The organism is Pseudomonas sivasensis, from assembly GCF_013778505.1.
In the GTDB taxonomy this organism is placed as follows: domain Bacteria; phylum Pseudomonadota; class Gammaproteobacteria; order Pseudomonadales; family Pseudomonadaceae; genus Aquipseudomonas; species Aquipseudomonas sivasensis.
Genome location: NZ_JAAOWU010000015.1, coordinates 130,415 through 146,417, shown reverse-complemented (window position 1 = coordinate 146,417; position 16,003 = coordinate 130,415). Strand labels below are relative to the sequence as shown.

14 protein-coding genes are annotated in these 16,003 nt (G+C 60.8%); 10 read left to right on the top strand and 4 right to left on the bottom strand.

Translation table 11 applies throughout. From position 1 onward, the window contains the following. Positions 1-127: 127 nt before the first annotated feature. Positions 128-1,417 carry a putative hydroxymethylpyrimidine transporter CytX gene (gene cytX, locus G9Q84_RS22195; RefSeq protein WP_179179597.1) on the top strand — a complete coding sequence of 430 codons (1,290 nt, stop codon included), beginning with the start codon at positions 128-130 and terminating at the stop codon, positions 1,415-1,417. Here the strand turns inward: cytX and G9Q84_RS22190 are convergent. Next, positions 1,386-2,123 (bottom strand): RsiV family protein, encoded by a 738-nt coding sequence (locus G9Q84_RS22190; RefSeq protein WP_032890438.1) that lies wholly within the window; start codon positions 2,121-2,123, stop codon positions 1,386-1,388. The two genes, cytX and G9Q84_RS22190, sit on opposite strands and share 32 nt — an antisense overlap. A 192-nt stretch (positions 2,124-2,315) precedes the next feature. On the opposite strand from G9Q84_RS22190, the gene G9Q84_RS22185 reads away from it, so the two are divergent. The 8 genes from G9Q84_RS22185 to G9Q84_RS22150 all read left to right on the top strand — a co-directional run bounded on the left by G9Q84_RS22185 (position 2,316) and on the right by G9Q84_RS22150 (position 11,124). Further along, positions 2,316-2,933 carry an NUDIX domain-containing protein gene (locus tag G9Q84_RS22185; RefSeq protein WP_032890443.1) on the top strand — a complete coding sequence of 206 codons (618 nt, stop codon included), beginning with the start codon at positions 2,316-2,318 and terminating at the stop codon, positions 2,931-2,933. Further along, positions 2,924-3,373 (top strand): DUF1249 domain-containing protein, encoded by a 450-nt coding sequence (locus tag G9Q84_RS22180; protein WP_003171323.1) that lies wholly within the window; start codon positions 2,924-2,926, stop codon positions 3,371-3,373. The genes G9Q84_RS22185 and G9Q84_RS22180 overlap by 10 nt, the downstream gene beginning before the upstream one ends. A gap of 98 nt (positions 3,374-3,471) precedes the next feature. Continuing rightward, the gene (gene cpdA, locus G9Q84_RS22175; RefSeq protein ID WP_181644098.1) at positions 3,472-4,287 is read left to right on the top strand and encodes a 3',5'-cyclic-AMP phosphodiesterase; all 816 of its coding nucleotides are present in this window, start codon (positions 3,472-3,474) and stop codon (positions 4,285-4,287) included. 49 nt (positions 4,288-4,336) lie between these two features. Next, complete coding sequence (locus G9Q84_RS22170; protein WP_032890447.1) at positions 4,337-4,945, top strand: YqiA/YcfP family alpha/beta fold hydrolase; 609 nt, start codon at positions 4,337-4,339, stop codon at positions 4,943-4,945. Between the two features lie 54 nt (positions 4,946-4,999). Then, complete coding sequence (gene parE, locus G9Q84_RS22165) at positions 5,000-6,904, top strand: DNA topoisomerase IV subunit B (RefSeq protein ID WP_032890449.1); 1,905 nt, start codon at positions 5,000-5,002, stop codon at positions 6,902-6,904. Continuing rightward, positions 6,904-7,899 (top strand): esterase-like activity of phytase family protein, encoded by a 996-nt coding sequence (locus G9Q84_RS22160; RefSeq protein ID WP_181644097.1) that lies wholly within the window; start codon positions 6,904-6,906, stop codon positions 7,897-7,899. The genes parE and G9Q84_RS22160 overlap by 1 nt, the downstream gene beginning before the upstream one ends. Positions 7,900-7,972: 73 nt before the next feature. Then, positions 7,973-10,237, top strand: a complete 2,265-nt coding sequence (gene parC, locus G9Q84_RS22155; protein WP_032890452.1) for a DNA topoisomerase IV subunit A — start codon at positions 7,973-7,975, stop codon at positions 10,235-10,237. Between the two features lie 176 nt (positions 10,238-10,413). Further along, positions 10,414-11,124, top strand: coding sequence for a PqiC family protein (locus G9Q84_RS22150; protein WP_032890454.1), 711 nt, complete (start codon positions 10,414-10,416; stop codon positions 11,122-11,124). Positions 11,125-11,314: 190 nt separating this feature from the next. On the opposite strand, the gene G9Q84_RS22145 is transcribed toward G9Q84_RS22150, so the two are convergent. After that, a complete protein-coding gene (locus G9Q84_RS22145) occupies positions 11,315-12,847 on the bottom strand; it encodes an AhpA/YtjB family protein (RefSeq protein ID WP_032890455.1) in 1,533 nt (510 codons plus the stop codon). Between the two features lie 133 nt (positions 12,848-12,980). On the opposite strand from G9Q84_RS22145, the gene serB reads away from it, so the two are divergent. Continuing rightward, a complete protein-coding gene (gene serB, locus G9Q84_RS22140; RefSeq protein ID WP_032890457.1) occupies positions 12,981-14,195 on the top strand; it encodes a phosphoserine phosphatase SerB in 1,215 nt (404 codons plus the stop codon). A 110-nt stretch (positions 14,196-14,305) separates the two neighbouring features. Here serB and asd read toward each other — a convergent pair whose 3' ends face one another. Then, positions 14,306-15,166 (bottom strand): archaetidylserine decarboxylase, encoded by an 861-nt coding sequence (gene asd / locus G9Q84_RS22135; protein ID WP_095186073.1) that lies wholly within the window; start codon positions 15,164-15,166, stop codon positions 14,306-14,308. A gap of 15 nt (positions 15,167-15,181) precedes the next feature. Continuing rightward, positions 15,182-15,997: a rhodanese-like domain-containing protein gene (locus tag G9Q84_RS22130; RefSeq protein ID WP_122753871.1), complete on the bottom strand. Its 816-nt coding sequence runs from the start codon at positions 15,995-15,997 to the stop codon at positions 15,182-15,184. Positions 15,998-16,003 lie beyond the last annotated feature (6 nt).

The window sequence follows — 16,003 nt, the reverse complement described above, 5'->3', positions numbered from 1 at the left end:
TTTTAAGGGCCTCATCGGGGGCAGGCCTCCTCCCACACTTGAACGTGTTCGCCATTCAAAATGTGGGAGGGGGCTTGCCCCCGATAGCAATCTTTCAAACAACACATGCCCCTCAGAGATAACACCCTTGAACATTCAACCGAGCACCTACTCACCGGACATCGCAGTCCCCCAAGACAAACGTGTCTTCGGCGCCCGCGACCTGTTCTCCCTATGGTTCTCCCTCGGCATTGGCCTGATGGTCCTGCAAACCGGCGCTTTGCTTGCGCCGGGGCTGGGCCTGTCGGGTTCATTGCTGGCAATCTTCCTCGGCACTCTGGTCGGCGTGTTGTTGCTGGCCGCCGTCGGCGTGATCGGCAGCGACACCGGCCTGTCCGCCATGGCCGCGCTCAAGCTCAGCCTCGGTGCCAAAGGCGCGAGCCTGCCCGCGTTGCTCAACTTGCTGCAGTTGATCGGCTGGGGTTCATTCGAAATCATTGTGATGCGCGATGCGGCCAGCCTGTTGGGTACGCGAGCATTCAGCGAGGGCAGCCTGCTGGCCAGCCCGTTGCTGTGGACGCTGTTTTTCGGCGGCTTGGCGACGCTGCTGGCAGTCAGCGGTCCATTGACCTTTGTGCGTCAGATCCTGCGCAAATGGGGCATCTGGCTGCTGCTCGCCGCCTGTCTGTGGCTCACCTGGAACTTGTTCGCCAAGGCTGATTTGGCCGCGCTATGGGCTCAGGCCGGTGATGGTTCGATGCCGTTCGCCGTGGGCTTCGATATTGCCATCGCCATGCCGCTGTCCTGGTTACCGCTGATTGCCGATTACTCCCGTTTCGGTAAGCGCGCTAAAAGCGTGTTCGGCGGCACCGCGGTGGGCTTCTTTATCGGCAATTTCTGGCTGATGAGCCTGGGCGTGGCCTACACCCTGGCATTTGCGCCGAGCGGTGAAGTGAACGCGCTGCTCCTGGCTTTGGCTGGCGCCGGCCTGGGGATTCCGCTGCTGCTGATCCTGTTGGACGAGTCGGAAAATGCTTTTGCCGATATTCACTCGGCGGCGGTGTCCAGCGGGGTTCTGTTGCGCTTGAAAGTCGAGCATCTGGCGTTGGCCATCGGTGTCATCTGCACCTTGATCGCCTGTTTCGCGCCGTTGGCCCAGTACCAGAACTTCCTGCTATTGATCGGCTCAGTGTTTGCGCCGTTGTTCGGTGTGGTGCTGGTGGATCATTTCATCCTGCGCCGTCGTGGTCAGGGTGTGGTTGCCGGCCTGCGTTGGCCGGCGCTGTTGGCCTGGTTAGGTGGCATTGCCACTTACCATCTGTTGGCCAATCTGTACCCGGATGTCGGCGCAACCCTGCCGGCGCTGGTGCTGGCAGGGCTGCTGCAGTTCATCCTGGGTCGGGCCTTCAGCGGCGTGCGGGTACCAGCTCAGGCTTGAGAATGCCGTCCAGGCGCGAGTAGGGAATCTGCAACTCGACATGGCCCAAGGCATACGGCGCGATGGTGGTGGTGGGGTACTTGAGGACCACGCCACCATAGGTCAGCGCAACGTTCGGGGTTTTCTGGAAGGGGTAGGTTTTCACAAACTCCGGCTCCAGGCTCAGGCGGGTGCTGATCAACCAACTGTTGTGTGCCACTTGGGCGGCTTTCCAGAAGGCGTCCTCTTTACCCGGCAGTAGCATGTCGGTGAGCGATAGGGCCTTTTGCTGCTGGCGCGAATAGTTGATGAATGCGCGGCCCGGCTCGCCATGGGTGGCACCCTGGTCCAGATAGCTGGACAGTTCGATGATCACCAAGCCGTCATGCTGCTCCCGTACCTTGGCCTGCAAATACATGCTGTTGCTTGGGGCCGCGGTTTTCAGGAATTGCTCGCGATAGGTCTCAAGGCTGGTCGGCAGCGGGTTGGCGCCGGTCATTTCCAGTAGGCGCTGTTCGATCAGCGCGTCCAGCTTGGGTTCCTTGGCGAAGTGCACGGTGTCGATATTCACCAGTGCGCAATCGGCGCTGGCGCAGCCCGGCCGGGTTTGTTCAGTGGTGTCGCGGGTGGCTTCCAGCGGGGTACGCCAGTTGGGTTGGAACAAGCTTTGGCAGGCGCCGAGGGTCAAGGCGATGCAGGCCACGGAGGCGATTTTTAAAAGCGACATGGGTGTCCTTCGTCTATCGATAAGAGCGAAATTGTGCAGCTTCGACTACCAGCAAGGCAGTCAGTTCGCCACTAAGCTGATTAGAGTGAGTTTGACGCCCGCCGTCTATCCCGGCAACCGGAAAGGGGCTGCATCCGAGGGCGGGAGCGCGTTAGGATGGCGCGAATTGCTCAGGCATAACGAGGAAGGGATATGACGGACACAGCAAAATCGACGCCGAGCACAATCGAAATTGTTCAGCGCGACAATGCCTACAAGGGCTTCTACCAGCTTGATCGCGTGCAACTGCGCCACGAAAAATTCGATGGCGGCATGAGCCGGGTGATCAACCGCGAAGTCTTCGTCCGTCACGACGCGGTGTGTGTCTTGCCGTACGACCCGCAGCGCGATGAAGTGGTGTTGATCGAGCAGTTCCGTGTAGGCGCCATGGGCCGCAGCAACAACCCTTGGCTGGTGGAAATGGTCGCGGGCCTGATCGACAAGGATGAAGAGCCGGAGGAGGTTGCACACCGCGAAGCCGAGGAGGAAGCTGGGCTGACGTTCTCCGCGCTGTGGCCGATTACCAAGTATTTCCCGTCGCCCGGTGGCAGTACCGAGTTTGTGCATTTGTACCTGGGCCGTTGCGAGAGCGCCGGTGCAGGTGGTGTCCATGGATTGGAAGAAGAGGCAGAAGATATCCGCGTCACCGTCTGGGCCTTCGAAGATGCCCTGCAAGCGGTGCGCGACGGCAAGATTTCCAACGCAGCCAGCATTATCGCCCTGCAATGGCTTGCGCTTAATCGCGCGGAAGTGAGGGGGTTATGGCAGTAAAGGCACGGGAACGTTATCGAGTCGACCTGATCGGGCTGCAAGCCGCCTGCGAAGCCAACTATGCGCGGCTGATGCGCCTGTTGCCCGACATGCGCCACGCCCCCGAGGCACGGCGCATCGGCGTGACCCATGGCGACCAAATGCTCGGCGTACTGGCCCTGGAAGTTATCGTCAACTGTCCGTACACCACCACCCTGCGCGTGCGTCAGGAACACAGCCTGCCTTGGCTGCCGGTGCCGCAACTGGAAGTGCAGGTCTACCACGACGCCCGCATGGCCGAAGTGATCAGCGCCGAACATGCACGACGCTTCCGCAGCATCTATCCTTATCCAAATGTGTTCATGCACCAGCCCGATGAGAAAGCACAGCTCAATGTGTTCCTCGGCGAGTGGTTGAGCCATTGCCTGGCTCTGGGTCATGAGTTTGAGGTCGTGCGGTAGATGTGAACTGCGTCTGCTTCCTTGGGTTTCCTCTTTGCGTTCTGCCCCAGCATAATCGCCCCAATTGTCTATTCCTGTGATTGCCTTGGGAGAGCGCCTTGCCGAGCGTATCCACCGTGAACCCCGATGCGCCGGCGTTGCTGGTGCAACTGTCCGACAGCCACCTGTTTGCCGAGGCCGACGGCACGCTGCTGGGTATGAATACCTGTGAGAGCCTGCGGCGTGTAATTGAGTTGGTGTGCCAGCAACAGCCGCAAATCGACCTGATAGTGGCTACCGGGGACTTGTCCCAGGACGGCACGCTGGAGTCGTACCAGCAATTTCGCGACATGACCGCATCCATCGGCGCCCCTGCCCGCTGGATTCCCGGTAACCACGACGAGCCGCAAATCATGGCGCACGCCGCTGCGCACAGCGACCTGCTTGAACCGGTGGTGGATGTGGGCAACTGGCGCATCACACTGCTGGACTCCGCCGTACCGGGCTCGGTGCCAGGCTACCTTCAGGACTCGCAACTGCAATTGCTGGCCCAAGCCCTGAGTGAAGCCCCCGGCCGTCATCATCTGGTGTGCTTTCACCATCACCCAGTGTCTTTCGGTTGTGCGTGGATGGACCCCATCGGCCTGCGCAATCCCGAAGCGTTGTTTGCCGTGCTGGACCGCTTTCCCCAAGTCAGGGCAGTGCTCTGGGGGCATGTGCACCAGGAAATCGACCGCGAACGTAATGGCGTGCGCTTGCTAGCGTCGCCGTCTACTTGCATCCAGTTCGCGCCGGGCAGCGAGGACTTCAAGGTCAGTGAGCAGGCGCCGGGGTATCGTTGGTTGCGTTTGCATGCCGACGGGCGGCTGGAGACCGGGGTAGAGCGCTTGGTCGGGTTCGCGTTTACGGTGGATTACGGTAGCAACGGCTACTGAGATTTACCTGTAAACTGCGCGCTTTTGGCGCAAGCACGGAGAGCCCGGTATGTCTGCTTCGATCCTGTATATCCACGGTTTCAACAGTGCGCCGGCGTCCAACAAGGCCAGCCAGCTCATCACCGTGATGAACAGCCTCGGCCTGGCCGACCAACTACGCGTGCCGGCGCTGCATCACCACCCCCGTCAGGCAATTCCTCAGTTGGAGCAAGCCATTGCCCAACTGGGGCGGCCACTGCTGGTCGGCAGCTCACTCGGCGGCTACTATGCAACCCATCTTGCCGAGCGCCATGGCCTCAAGGCGCTGCTGGTCAACCCGGCGGTGAGCCCCCATCGGATGTTCGATGGCTACCTGGGCACCCAGAAGAACCTCTACACCGATGAAACCTGGGAACTGACCCACGACCACGTCACGGCACTCGCCGAGTTGGAAGTGCCGGCACCCCAGGATGCTGCGCGTTATCAGGTGTGGTTGCAGACCGGGGATGAAACCCTGGATTATCGCCTCGCCCAACAGTATTACCGGGCCTGCGCCTTGCGCATCCAGGCCGGTGGCGACCATGGTTACCAAGGGTTCGCCCAGCAATTGCCGGCGCTGTTGAGCTTTGCCGGCATTGGCGCAGATCAGTATCAATCCTTCGATTTTTCGGCACTGTAATTGCCTTGAAAACCGCAGGTTACTTTTTAATCGAACGACTCACGACGAGACCCCATGGCCACTCCCAGCGCTAGCTCTTATAACGCCGACGCCATCGAAGTCCTCTCGGGCCTCGACCCGGTGCGCAAACGCCCCGGCATGTACACCGACACCAGCCGGCCGAATCACCTCGCCCAGGAAGTCATCGACAACAGCGTTGACGAAGCCTTGGCCGGGCACGCGAAGTCGGTGCACGTCATTCTCCACGCTGACCACTCCCTCGAAGTGTCCGACGATGGTCGCGGCATGCCCGTGGACATTCACCCGGAAGAGGGCGTGTCAGGCGTCGAGCTGATCCTCACCAAGCTGCACGCCGGCGGTAAGTTCTCCAACAAGAACTACCAGTTTTCCGGTGGCTTGCACGGTGTGGGTATTTCCGTGGTCAACGCCCTGTCGACGCTGGTGCGGGTCAAGGTCAAGCGCGACGGCAACGAGTACCAGATGACCTTCGCCGATGGCTACAAAGCCACCGACCTCGAAGTGATCGGCACTGTGGGCAAGCGCAATACCGGTACCAGCGTGTACTTCGCGCCGGACCCGAAATACTTCGATTCGCCGAAATTCTCCATCAGCCGCCTCAAACACGTACTCAAGGCCAAGGCCGTGTTGTGCCCGGGCCTGCTGGTGACCTTTGAAGACAAAGGCACCGGTGAGAAGGTCGAGTGGCATTACGAAGACGGCCTGCGCTCTTATCTGGAAGATTCCGTCAGCGACTTCGAGCGCCTGCCCAACGAGCCGTTTTGCGGCAGTCTGGCCGGCAATAAAGAAGCCGTCGACTGGGCGCTGCTGTGGTTGCCCGAGGGCGGCGACAGCGTGCAGGAAAGCTACGTCAACCTGATTCCCACGGCTCAGGGCGGCACCCACGTCAATGGTTTGCGCCAGGGCCTGCTCGATGCCATGCGCGAATTCTGCGAATACCGCAGCCTGCTGCCGCGCGGCGTGAAGCTGGCGCCGGAAGACGTGTGGGAGCGCATCGCGTTCGTGCTGTCGATGAAAATGCAGGAACCGCAGTTCTCCGGCCAGACCAAAGAGCGTCTGTCGTCCCGCGAGGCGGCGGCGTTTGTCTCTGGTGTGGTTAAGGACGCCTTCAGCCTGTGGCTCAACGAGCATCCTGAGCTTGGCTTGGCCTTGGCTGAACTGGCGATCAATAACGCCGGCCGTCGCCTCAAAGCCAGTAAGAAGGTTGAACGCAAGCGCATCACCCAAGGCCCGGCACTGCCAGGCAAACTGGCCGATTGCGCGGGGCAGGACCCGATGCGCTCCGAACTGTTCCTGGTGGAGGGTGACTCCGCCGGCGGTTCCGCCAAACAAGCGCGGGATAAGGAATTCCAGGCGATCCTGCCGTTGCGCGGCAAGATTCTTAACACTTGGGAAGTCGACGGCAGCGAAGTCCTGGCCAGCCAGGAAGTGCACAACATCGCCGTGGCCATTGGTGTCGACCCAGGTTCTGCGGATATCGCCCAACTGCGTTACGGCAAGATCTGCATCCTCGCCGACGCCGACTCCGACGGGCTGCACATCGCCACGTTGCTCTGTGCCCTGTTCGTGCAGCACTTCCGCCCGTTGGTGGATGCCGGTCACGTCTACGTCGCCATGCCGCCGCTGTATCGCATCGACCTGGGCAAGGAGATTTTCTATGCCCTGGACGAAGCGGAGCGCGATGGCATCCTCGACCGCCTGGTGGCCGAGAAGAAACGTGGCAAGCCGCAGGTCACGCGATTCAAAGGTCTGGGTGAAATGAACCCGCCACAATTGCGTGAAACCACCATGGACCCCAACACCCGGCGCCTCGTGCAGTTGACCCTGGAAGACTACGCCGCCACCTCGGAAATGATGGACATGCTGCTGGCGAAGAAACGCGCGCCGGACCGCAAGTCCTGGCTGGAATCCAAAGGCAACCTGGCCGAGGTGGTGGGCTGATGCGCACAGGCGTCGTCCTGGCGATCCTGATGATGAGCGGGCTGGCGGCCACCCCGGTGGTTGCTGCGCCCGTAGCAGAGCTCAAACTCGTGTCCGAGCACCCGGTGGATGGCATGCGCGGCGGCAACTTGTCGGGTCTGGCTGTGTGCGGCAAGGACCTGTGGACGGTTTCCGACCGTGACGACGATCAGATCTACCGGCTGGATATCAGCGCGCCGACCTGGCAGGCCGAAACGGTGAAAATCGAAGTGCCGCCCGTGCCAGAGTCCGGTCTGCCTTGGGGGCTGCGTTCGCGCACCACGGCTGCTTCGTTTATTCGCGGTGGCGACCTGGACTTTGAAGGCATCAGCTGCGATGTTGCCGGTAATCGCTACATCGTCAGTGAAGCCCATGCGGCAGTGCTGCAAGTGCCTGCCATCGGCGCACCTGAATGGCTGAAGATTGCCCCAAGCATGGTGCGTGAGGCCCGGGCCAGTGGCATGTTGCTGCACTTCAATGCGCTGTTTGAAGGCTTGGCGGTGAACCCTGAAGGCAATCAAATCTGGCTGGCGGCCGAGCGTGAGCGGCGTGGCTTAATTTCCATCAAGCGTGGGCAAAGCCTGTGGAGTTGTGAGGGCCCTTGCGTGTTGTTAAGTGAGGCCGGCCAGGAGGTACAACCGGCTAAATTCACCGACGCCAAGCCCGTGTCCAAGGATTTCGCTGATCTCTCCCTGTTCAACGGCAAGCTGTTTACGCTGGAGCGCAACGCGTTCCAGATTTGCCGGCGCGATGCGGTCACCGCCAAGGTCGAGCTGTGCTGGTCGTTTGCCGACGAAACCCTGGCGCCCGAGCGGCGTTATGCCCAGCCCTATGGTCTTGCCGAAGCCCTTGTGGTTGATGCTGAAGGCGCATGGCTGGGTATCGACAACAACTTCGGCCCTCGCGCCGATGGTGAAAAACGCCCGGTGGTCTATCGTTTTGCCGCCCCGGTCGGCGGCTGGAGTGCCCAGCCGTGAATGATCAAACACTTGAATTGACTCAGCGCAGCGGCATTTCCGCTGCGCCTTACCAAACAATGATGAGGCCCGCATGAGTGACATCCTCGCAGACAGCTTAGACGGCGTAGAACGCCGGTCGCTGGCTGACTTCACCGAAAATGCCTACCTCAACTACTCCATGTACGTGATCATGGACCGCGCGTTGCCGCATATCGGCGACGGCCTCAAGCCCGTACAGCGGCGCATTATCTACGCCATGAGTGAGTTGGGCCTGGATGCCGATTCCAAGCACAAGAAATCGGCGCGTACCGTCGGTGACGTGCTGGGTAAGTTCCACCCCCATGGCGACTCGGCGTGCTACGAGGCCATGGTGCTGATGGCCCAACCGTTCAGCTACCGCTACACGCTGGTGGACGGCCAGGGTAACTGGGGTGCGCCGGATGATCCCAAGTCCTTCGCCGCGATGCGTTACACCGAGGCGCGGTTGTCGCGTTACTCGGAAGTGCTGCTCAGCGAACTGGGCCAGGGTACTGCGGATTGGGGCCCGAACTTCGACGGCACACTGGACGAGCCTCTGGTGTTGCCGGCACGTTTGCCGAACATCCTGCTCAATGGCACCACCGGTATCGCGGTCGGCATGGCCACCGACGTACCGCCGCACAACCTGCGGGAAGTCGCCACCGCCTGCGTACGCTTGCTGGATGAGCCAAAGGCGACCGTCGAGCAGCTCTGTGAGCATATCCAGGGCCCGGACTACCCGACCGAAGCGGAAATCATCACGCCGCGCGCTGATCTGCTGAAGATGTACGAAACCGGCAAGGGCTCGGTGCGCATGCGCGCTGTGTACCACATTGAGGACGGCGACATTATCGTCACCGCTCTGCCGCATCAGGTGTCGGGCGCCAAAGTGTTGGAGCAGATTGCTGCGCTGATGCAGGCCAAACCGTCGAAACTGCCCCAGGTCGCCGACCTGCGTGACGAGTCCGACCACGAAAACCCATGCCGTATCGTGATCATCCCGACCAACAGCCGGGTCGATCACGAAGTGCTGATGCAGCACCTGTTCGCCAGTACCGATCTTGAGTCCAGCTACCGGGTCAACATCAACATCATCGGTCTGGACGGTAAGCCGCAGCTGAAAAACCTGCGCAACCTGCTGGTGGAGTGGTTGGAGTTCCGCGTACAAACCGTTCGTCGCCGCCTGCAATTCCGCTTGGACAAGGTCGAGCGCCGCCTGCACCTGTTGGACGGCTTGCTGATTGCCTATCTCAACCTGGATGAAGTGATTCACATCATCCGTACCGCCGAGCACCCGAAAGCCGAATTGATCGCGCGCTTCGAGCTGAGCGAGATCCAGGCTGACTACATCCTCGACACCCGCTTGCGTCAATTGGCGCGACTGGAAGAAATGAAACTGCGCGACGAGCAAGACGCGTTGCTTAAGGAGCAAGCCAAGCTGCAAGCCCTGTTGGGCAGCGAAGCCAAGCTGAAAAAGCTGGTGCGTACCGAGCTGATCAAAGACGCCGAAACCTACGGCGATGACCGTCGTTCGCCAATCGTGCAGCGTGCTGAAGCGAAGGCGCTGACAGAAACCGAACTGCTGCCAAACGAGAAAATTACCGTCGTTCTGTCGGAAAAGGGTTGGGTTCGTTCTGCCAAGGGGCATGATATTGACGCCACTGGCTTGTCGTACAAAGCGGGTGATGGGTTTAAAACCGCCGCGGCCGGGCGTTCTAACCAGTTTGCGGTGTTTATCGACTCCACGGGACGCAGCTATTCAGTGCCGGCGCACACCTTGCCGTCAGCACGGGGGCAGGGCGAACCGTTGACCGGGCGTCTAACGCCGCCACCAGGGGCGAATTTTGAATGCGTGCTGCTGCCGGACGATGACTCGCTGTACGTCATCGCCTCCGACGCCGGTTACGGGTTTGTGGTCAAGGGTGAAGACCTGCAGGCCAAGAACAAGGCGGGCAAGGCGTTGTTGAGCCTGCCGAATAACGCCAAGGTGATCCTGCCGCGACCGGTAGATGACCGTGAGAGCAATTGGCTGGCGTCGGTGACCACCGAAGGGCGTCTGCTGGTGTTCAAGATCAGCGATCTACCCCAGCTGGGCAAAGGCAAGGGCAACAAGATTATTGGTATTCCAGGGGAGCGGGTGGCCAGTCGCGAAGAGTACGTGACCGACATCGCGGTGATCCCGGAAGGTTCCACCCTGGTGCTCCAGGCCGGCAAGCGCACGTTGTCATTGCGCCCTGACGACCTTGAACACTACAAGGGCGAGCGTGGTCGTCGCGGTAATAAACTGCCTCGCGGCTTCCAGCGTGTGGATGCTTTGCTGGTGGAAACGCCGGTTTAAGGCGTATTAGAGCCCTCGATCTACGATTTAAAGCGTAGATCGACTCTTTGGCGCTGGAGTCATGGCGCATATTCACGGATGATATGGCCTTTCCAGCGCCGGCGTGGCCGAGCGTGTTTAGGTTATTTTTAGTATTACATTGTGGTTCGCCTTGTGGCAGCCACCTGGATGGGATGATGACTGCTCCACGCCTTCCTTTATTTTTGATGCTCGCTGGCCTTTTGGGGTTGGCGGGTTGCAGCACACACCAACCGGTGTCGCTGTACCAGCTGGACAGCGGAAGTCCGGCGCAACCTGCACAAAGTGCCGGTATGGCAGTTCTGCTGGGCCCGGTGGTCGTTGCCGACTACCTGCAACGCGAAACCCTGCTGCAGCGTCAGAATGACGGTAGCCTGCAAGGTTCCACCGATGGTCGTTGGGCGGGTAGCCTGTCTTCGGATATCAACCAGTTGGTATTGCGCCAAGTCGCGGGCCATCTCGATAGCCAGCGCGTGGTACTGGCACCCGCACCGACGGGTTTCAGCCCGGATGTGCAGGTGCTACTGACCATTACGCGCCTCGACTCGGGTGTGTCGCAACCGGCAATCCTGGATGCACAGTGGCGCTTGATCGACCGTCGTGGCCAGGTGCGCGATAACCGTATCGTGCACCTGCAGGAAGAACACACCGGTTCCACGGCATCCCAGGTCCAGGCCCAGGGCGTGCTGTTGCAGCACTTGGCACAGCAGTTGTCGGTGGCCCTCAAACCACTGGCTAACCAGCCGCCGATTGCCGAGGCGCCGCGCAAGCAAGCTCCGGCGGTACAGGCCAAGCCAGCAGAGCCGCAGAAGCCGAAGATGCCGATGGCTACGCCCATTCGTACGGATATGGAAGTGTTCAGGTTCTGATCTGAAACAGCTTCAACAAAAAAGGCCCGCTGACTTAGCGGGCCTTTTTGTTTGTGGAGATATAAGTCACGGCGCAGATCAAGTGTGGAAGGGGGGCTTGTCCCTGGTAGCGTTGGTTCAGTTAATGATGTGCTAACTGATGCTCCGCAGTCGGGGGTAAGCCCCCTCCCAATTGGTTTGGCGGTGTTCTTCAGGGCTTGGAGCGAGTCTCATGCATCCGCGCCAACTGGCGTTCAAGCATCGAGGGATACGGCTCCATCAACCGCTCCACACAGCTTGCGCCTTCAGGGCTGGCAATCGGTCGGATGCGAGCGCGTTGGCGGATCAGCGTGTCTTCACTGATCTTGCGCTCCACCAGCAGCAGGTTGCGGCTGTGTTGCGACAGGGCCAGGGCGTCTTGGGCGATTTCGGTCAGCAGCAGATCGATCTGGCTCATGCCGAACAGGTCGTCACCTACCGTCAAGCCAAGTTGCAGTTGCAGGGTGATGCCGCTGTCCGCCACTTCGATCTGCAGGGCATGGCCCAGGGCGCGCAGCAGTTCGCCGCAGCAGATGGCGTTGGTCAGGTAGTCTTCGCCGCTGTCTTCGCTGTGGAACAGCATCAGCGTGCTGCCATCGTTCAGGGTGTGCAGTTCGCTCTGGTACAGCGAGGCCGCTTGGTCGAGGCAGTCGCGATAGCGTTCCAGCAGTTCCGTCAGGCGTGCGCGGGGCAGGCGGCGCAGTTGGTCCTGGGCACCCAGTTGCACGGCCAATACGGCGCTGTGCTGGGGCTCGGTGTTCCTCGCAGGTACCGGTTTCGGCGCGACGGCCGGGCTGTTGGCCGAGGTGTCGCGCAGGTCGGCGAACGGGTCTTCATCGTCCAGCTCGTCTTCTTCAGCCTGGATGACCTTGCGTGTTGCAGGCTTGAGGCCTGCCACCGGGGTGCTTTCGTCGAAGCCAGGATCACGCAGGTCGCGCACTTCAAACTCGGGCTCGTCGTCGTAATCGGTGTCGTCGAACTCAGGTTCCGGCTCCACTTCACGAACCACTGGCTCCGGGGCGAAGCTGGCGTGGAGTTGGCGGGCGAGGTCGCCGATTTCGTCCTGGCGGTCGGTGGCTGGCGTGTGTTCGTCGATATCCCGTAACCAGATGCGCAGTTGCATCAATGGCGTAGAAATGTGCCGACCCAGCCGCAGGCTTAAGGCCAAGGCCAGTGCCAGCAGGATTGCGCTGAGGATGCCCATGCTTTGCAGGCTGATGGTCATCGGCTGCTGGAATTGCTGCATGTCCAGGCTGATGCGCAGTTGGCCGGCCTTCACATCCTGGAACGTGATGTTGCTCTGGTACAGGCCTTCGGCTTCACCCAGCAGGCCGTTTTTCGGGCGTTGCCCGGCTTCGGCCATGATCCGGTTGTCCACGCTGTAGATGGCGGCGTGGGCCACCAGCGGGTTTTTGGTCAGGTTGTTGAGCAGCACGTTGAGGCTGAGGATGTCGTTGGACACCAACAGCTCAGTCGCCGAGGTGGCGGTCTGGGTCGTCAAGCTCTCGCCCAGGGCGTCGGCTTGCTCGTGCATGGCCTGTTTGAACTGCAAACCCATCACGCAGGCATAGATCACCAGGGCCAAGGCCACCAGGATCACGTTATGGCTGGCGATGCGTAATGCGATCGGTACACGGCGGTGGCGCAGTGCCCGGAAGATCAGCAGGAAGAAGTTATCGGTTTTTACTGGCGTGGGCCGGTTCACTTGCGCTCGGCTCTCGGTCCGTGAAGTTGACGCGCAGTATAGCGACAGGCCTAGGACCGGCAAAGCGCTGGCTGTGCCCGATGGTCACTGAAAGTGGGTAGAATGCGGTTTTTTTCCAGCCTGGGGGTGCGCCTTGCGCGAAATTGTCCTGATTAACATCACCGGTGAAGACCGCCCGGGTCTTACCGCCGCCATTACCGGTGTTCTGGCCCAGGGTGGTGTGAACATTCTCGACATTGGCCAGGCAGTGATCCACGACACCCTGTCGTTCGGCATCCTGGTGGAAATCCCCAGCACCGAACAGGCCTCGTCCGTACTCAAGGACATCCTGTTTACGGCGTATAAGCTGGATCAACAGGTGCGTTTCACCCCTGTTTCCGAAGACGACTACCAGCATTGGGTGGCTGGCCAAGGGAAGAAACGCCATATCGTCACGTTACTGACCCGCAAGGTCACCGCCGAACAACTGCAGCGCGTCAGCTCCATTACCGCGCAGTATGGTTTGAATATCGACCATATCGACCGTCTGTCGGGGCGCATGCCGCTGGACACGCCGGCAGATCAGGGCAAGGGCTGCATCGAGTTCTCCGTTCGCGGCGAGCCGGCCGATCCGCAGGCCCTGCGCGCCGAATTCCTTAGCGTGGCCCAGGAGCTGAATGTCGACATCGCGTTCCAGGAAGATTCGCTGTTCCGTCGTAACCGTCGCCTGGCGGTATTCGACATGGACTCCACGCTGATCGAAGCCGAAGTCATCGACGAACTGGCCAAAGCCGCCGGCGTGGGCGAGCAGGTTTCCGCGATCACCGAGCGCGCCATGGCCGGCGAGCTGGACTTCCGCGCCAGCTTCAAGGAGCGCCTGGCACTGCTCAAAGGCCTGGATGTCAGCGTACTGGACTCCATCGGCGCCTCGCTACGCCTGACGGAAGGTGCCGAAACCCTGTTCGCAGAACTCAAGCGTCTGGGTTACAAGACTGCGATCCTGTCCGGCGGCTTCACCTACTTTGCCAAGCAATTGCAGGCAAAGCTGGGCATCGACTATGTGTTCGCCAACGAGCTGGAAGTGGTCGATGGCAAGGTGACCGGCGTCGCGGTCGAGCCGATTGTCGACGCGCAGCGCAAGGCGGATCTGCTGAAGGAATTGGCACACAAGGAAGGTTTGCGTCTGGAGCAGACCATTGCGGTCGGCGACGGGGCGAATGACTTGCCGATGCTGGCGATCGCCGGTTTGGGTGTGGCGTTCCGCGCCAAGCCATTGGTCAAACAATCGGCCAAGCAGGCGATTTCGACCTTGGGGTTGGATGGTGTGCTGTATCTGCTGGGCTTTCGCGACCGCGACGGTCAGCTGTAACTGACTAAATGTGGGAGGGGGCTTGCCCCCGATGGCAGTGGTTCAGTCACTGATGTGTTGACTGATCCCCCGCTACCGGGAGCAAGCCCCCTCCCACATTGGGTTCGGTGTCAGGCTTTAGGTAAAGCGATACCTTGGCCCATCTGCACTGGCGAACCCGCCACCAGTTCTTCAGCCCACTTCACCTGATCCGGCCCAAACAGCACAATCGCGGTCGAACCCAACTTGAAGCGACCCAGCTCCGCACCTTTCTCCAGATGAATAGGCGCACGCGCCGCTTCGTCGTAGCGGAAGGTTTTCAGTTCGCGCTTCGGTGGGGTCACCAGGCCAGCCCATACGGTTTCAATCGACGCGACGATCATCGCACCCACCAACACGACGGCCATCGGACCGCGTTCGGTGTCGAAGATGCAGGCAACACGCTCGTTACGCGCAAACAGCTCCGGCACATTTTCGGCGGTGGTCTGGTTCACCGAGAAGATACGGCCCGGGATGTAGACCATTTCCCGCAGGGTGCCAGCCAATGGCATGTGCACACGGTGGTAGTCCTTCGGCGACAGATAAACCGTTGCGAAGTCCCCGCCCATGAACGGTGCCGACAAGGCCGCATCGCCACCCAGCAACTCCAGCACGCTAAAGCTGTGGCCTTTAGCCTGGAACACACGCCCATGCTCAATCGGACCAAGCTGGCTGACCGCGCCATCGGCGGGGCTGAGCACCGCGCCTGGGGTTTGGTCCAGCGGGCGCGCGCCATCTTTGAGGGCGCGTGTGAAGAAGGCGTTGAAGTGCTCGTAGGCGGTCACGTCTTCAACCAACGCCTGGGACATGTCTACTTGGTAGCGTTTAGCGAACCAGGTGGTGAAAGCGTTCTTGAACCAACGCACGCGGCACTCGGCAATGCAGCCAGCGAGGCGCGACAGCAAATGGTGCGGCAGCAAGTACTGGCTGAGGATAAACAACTGCTTTTTCATAACTGTCCTTAAACCTTAAATCTCAACGGGGGTGTCGGGGTGGTTGCCCCACTCGCCCCAGGAACCGGCATAACCTTTGACTCGGGGATAACCGAGCGCCTTGGCCACCAGGTAGGTGAAGCCAGAGCGGTGGTGAGTCTGGCAGTGGGTGATGATTTCTTTATCTTTCGTCAGCCCGAGGTCTTCGAGGATCTGCGGCATGTCGCGGCGGATACGCAGGTTGCGTGCCTTGTCCATGCCGGCAGTCCATTCGAAATTTACCGCGCCGGGGATGTGCCCGCCTTTGGCGGCGAGTACCTTCTCGCCGGAATATTCCAGCGGGCCGCGTGCGTCCCAGATACCCAGGTCGGCCGCGCCGAGACGGCTTTGCAGGTATTCGCGGGTGGCCGTGGGGCCGTCATGCAGCGTGAGCCTGACGGGGCCGCCGACGGGGCCGGGCACTTCGGTGGAAACGGGGTATTTCTCTTCCAGCCAGGCCAGCAGGCCGCCGTCGAGGTAGTGGTATTTCTGGTGGCCGATTACGTCGAGCAGCCAGATAAAGCGCCCGGCCCAGCCGCCGCCTTCGTCGTCGTACACCACGTAGGTGGCGTCGGGCGTGTGGCCCAATTCGCCGAAGAGTTTTTCCAGGTCGGCTTTATTGGGCAGCAGGCCGGGAGCCGGCGGCTGGCCCAGTTGGGTGCGCTTGGGGTCAACGAAATGCGCGCCGGGGATATGCCCTTCGGCGTAGCGGGCGGCACTGGTGAGGTCCACCAGAATCAGGTGTTCGGCATCCAGTTGACCGAGCAGGTCGCTGGATTCGATCACCAGCGGCAAGCCAGAGAAGTCAGGCATGTGAGG

What these genes read in the sequence shown, in the direction of transcription:
- G9Q84_RS22190 (WP_032890438.1), bottom strand. Translation starts at nt 2,123, where the DNA reads ATGTCGCTTTTAAAAATCGCCTCCGTGGCCTGCATCGCCTTGACCCTC.
- G9Q84_RS22185 (WP_032890443.1), top strand. Translation starts at nt 2,316, where the DNA reads ATGACGGACACAGCAAAATCGACGCCGAGCACAATCGAAATTGTTCAG.
- G9Q84_RS22180 (WP_003171323.1), top strand. Translation starts at nt 2,924, where the DNA reads ATGGCAGTAAAGGCACGGGAACGTTATCGAGTCGACCTGATCGGGCTG.
- G9Q84_RS22170 (WP_032890447.1), top strand. Translation starts at nt 4,337, where the DNA reads ATGTCTGCTTCGATCCTGTATATCCACGGTTTCAACAGTGCGCCGGCG.
- parE (WP_032890449.1), top strand. Translation starts at nt 5,000, where the DNA reads ATGGCCACTCCCAGCGCTAGCTCTTATAACGCCGACGCCATCGAAGTC.
- G9Q84_RS22160 (WP_181644097.1), top strand. Translation starts at nt 6,904, where the DNA reads ATGCGCACAGGCGTCGTCCTGGCGATCCTGATGATGAGCGGGCTGGCG.
- parC (WP_032890452.1), top strand. Translation starts at nt 7,973, where the DNA reads ATGAGTGACATCCTCGCAGACAGCTTAGACGGCGTAGAACGCCGGTCG.
- G9Q84_RS22150 (WP_032890454.1), top strand. Translation starts at nt 10,414, where the DNA reads ATGACTGCTCCACGCCTTCCTTTATTTTTGATGCTCGCTGGCCTTTTG.
- asd (WP_095186073.1), bottom strand. Translation starts at nt 15,166, where the DNA reads ATGAAAAAGCAGTTGTTTATCCTCAGCCAGTACTTGCTGCCGCACCAT.
- G9Q84_RS22130 (WP_122753871.1), bottom strand. Translation starts at nt 15,997, where the DNA reads ATGCCTGACTTCTCTGGCTTGCCGCTGGTGATCGAATCCAGCGACCTG.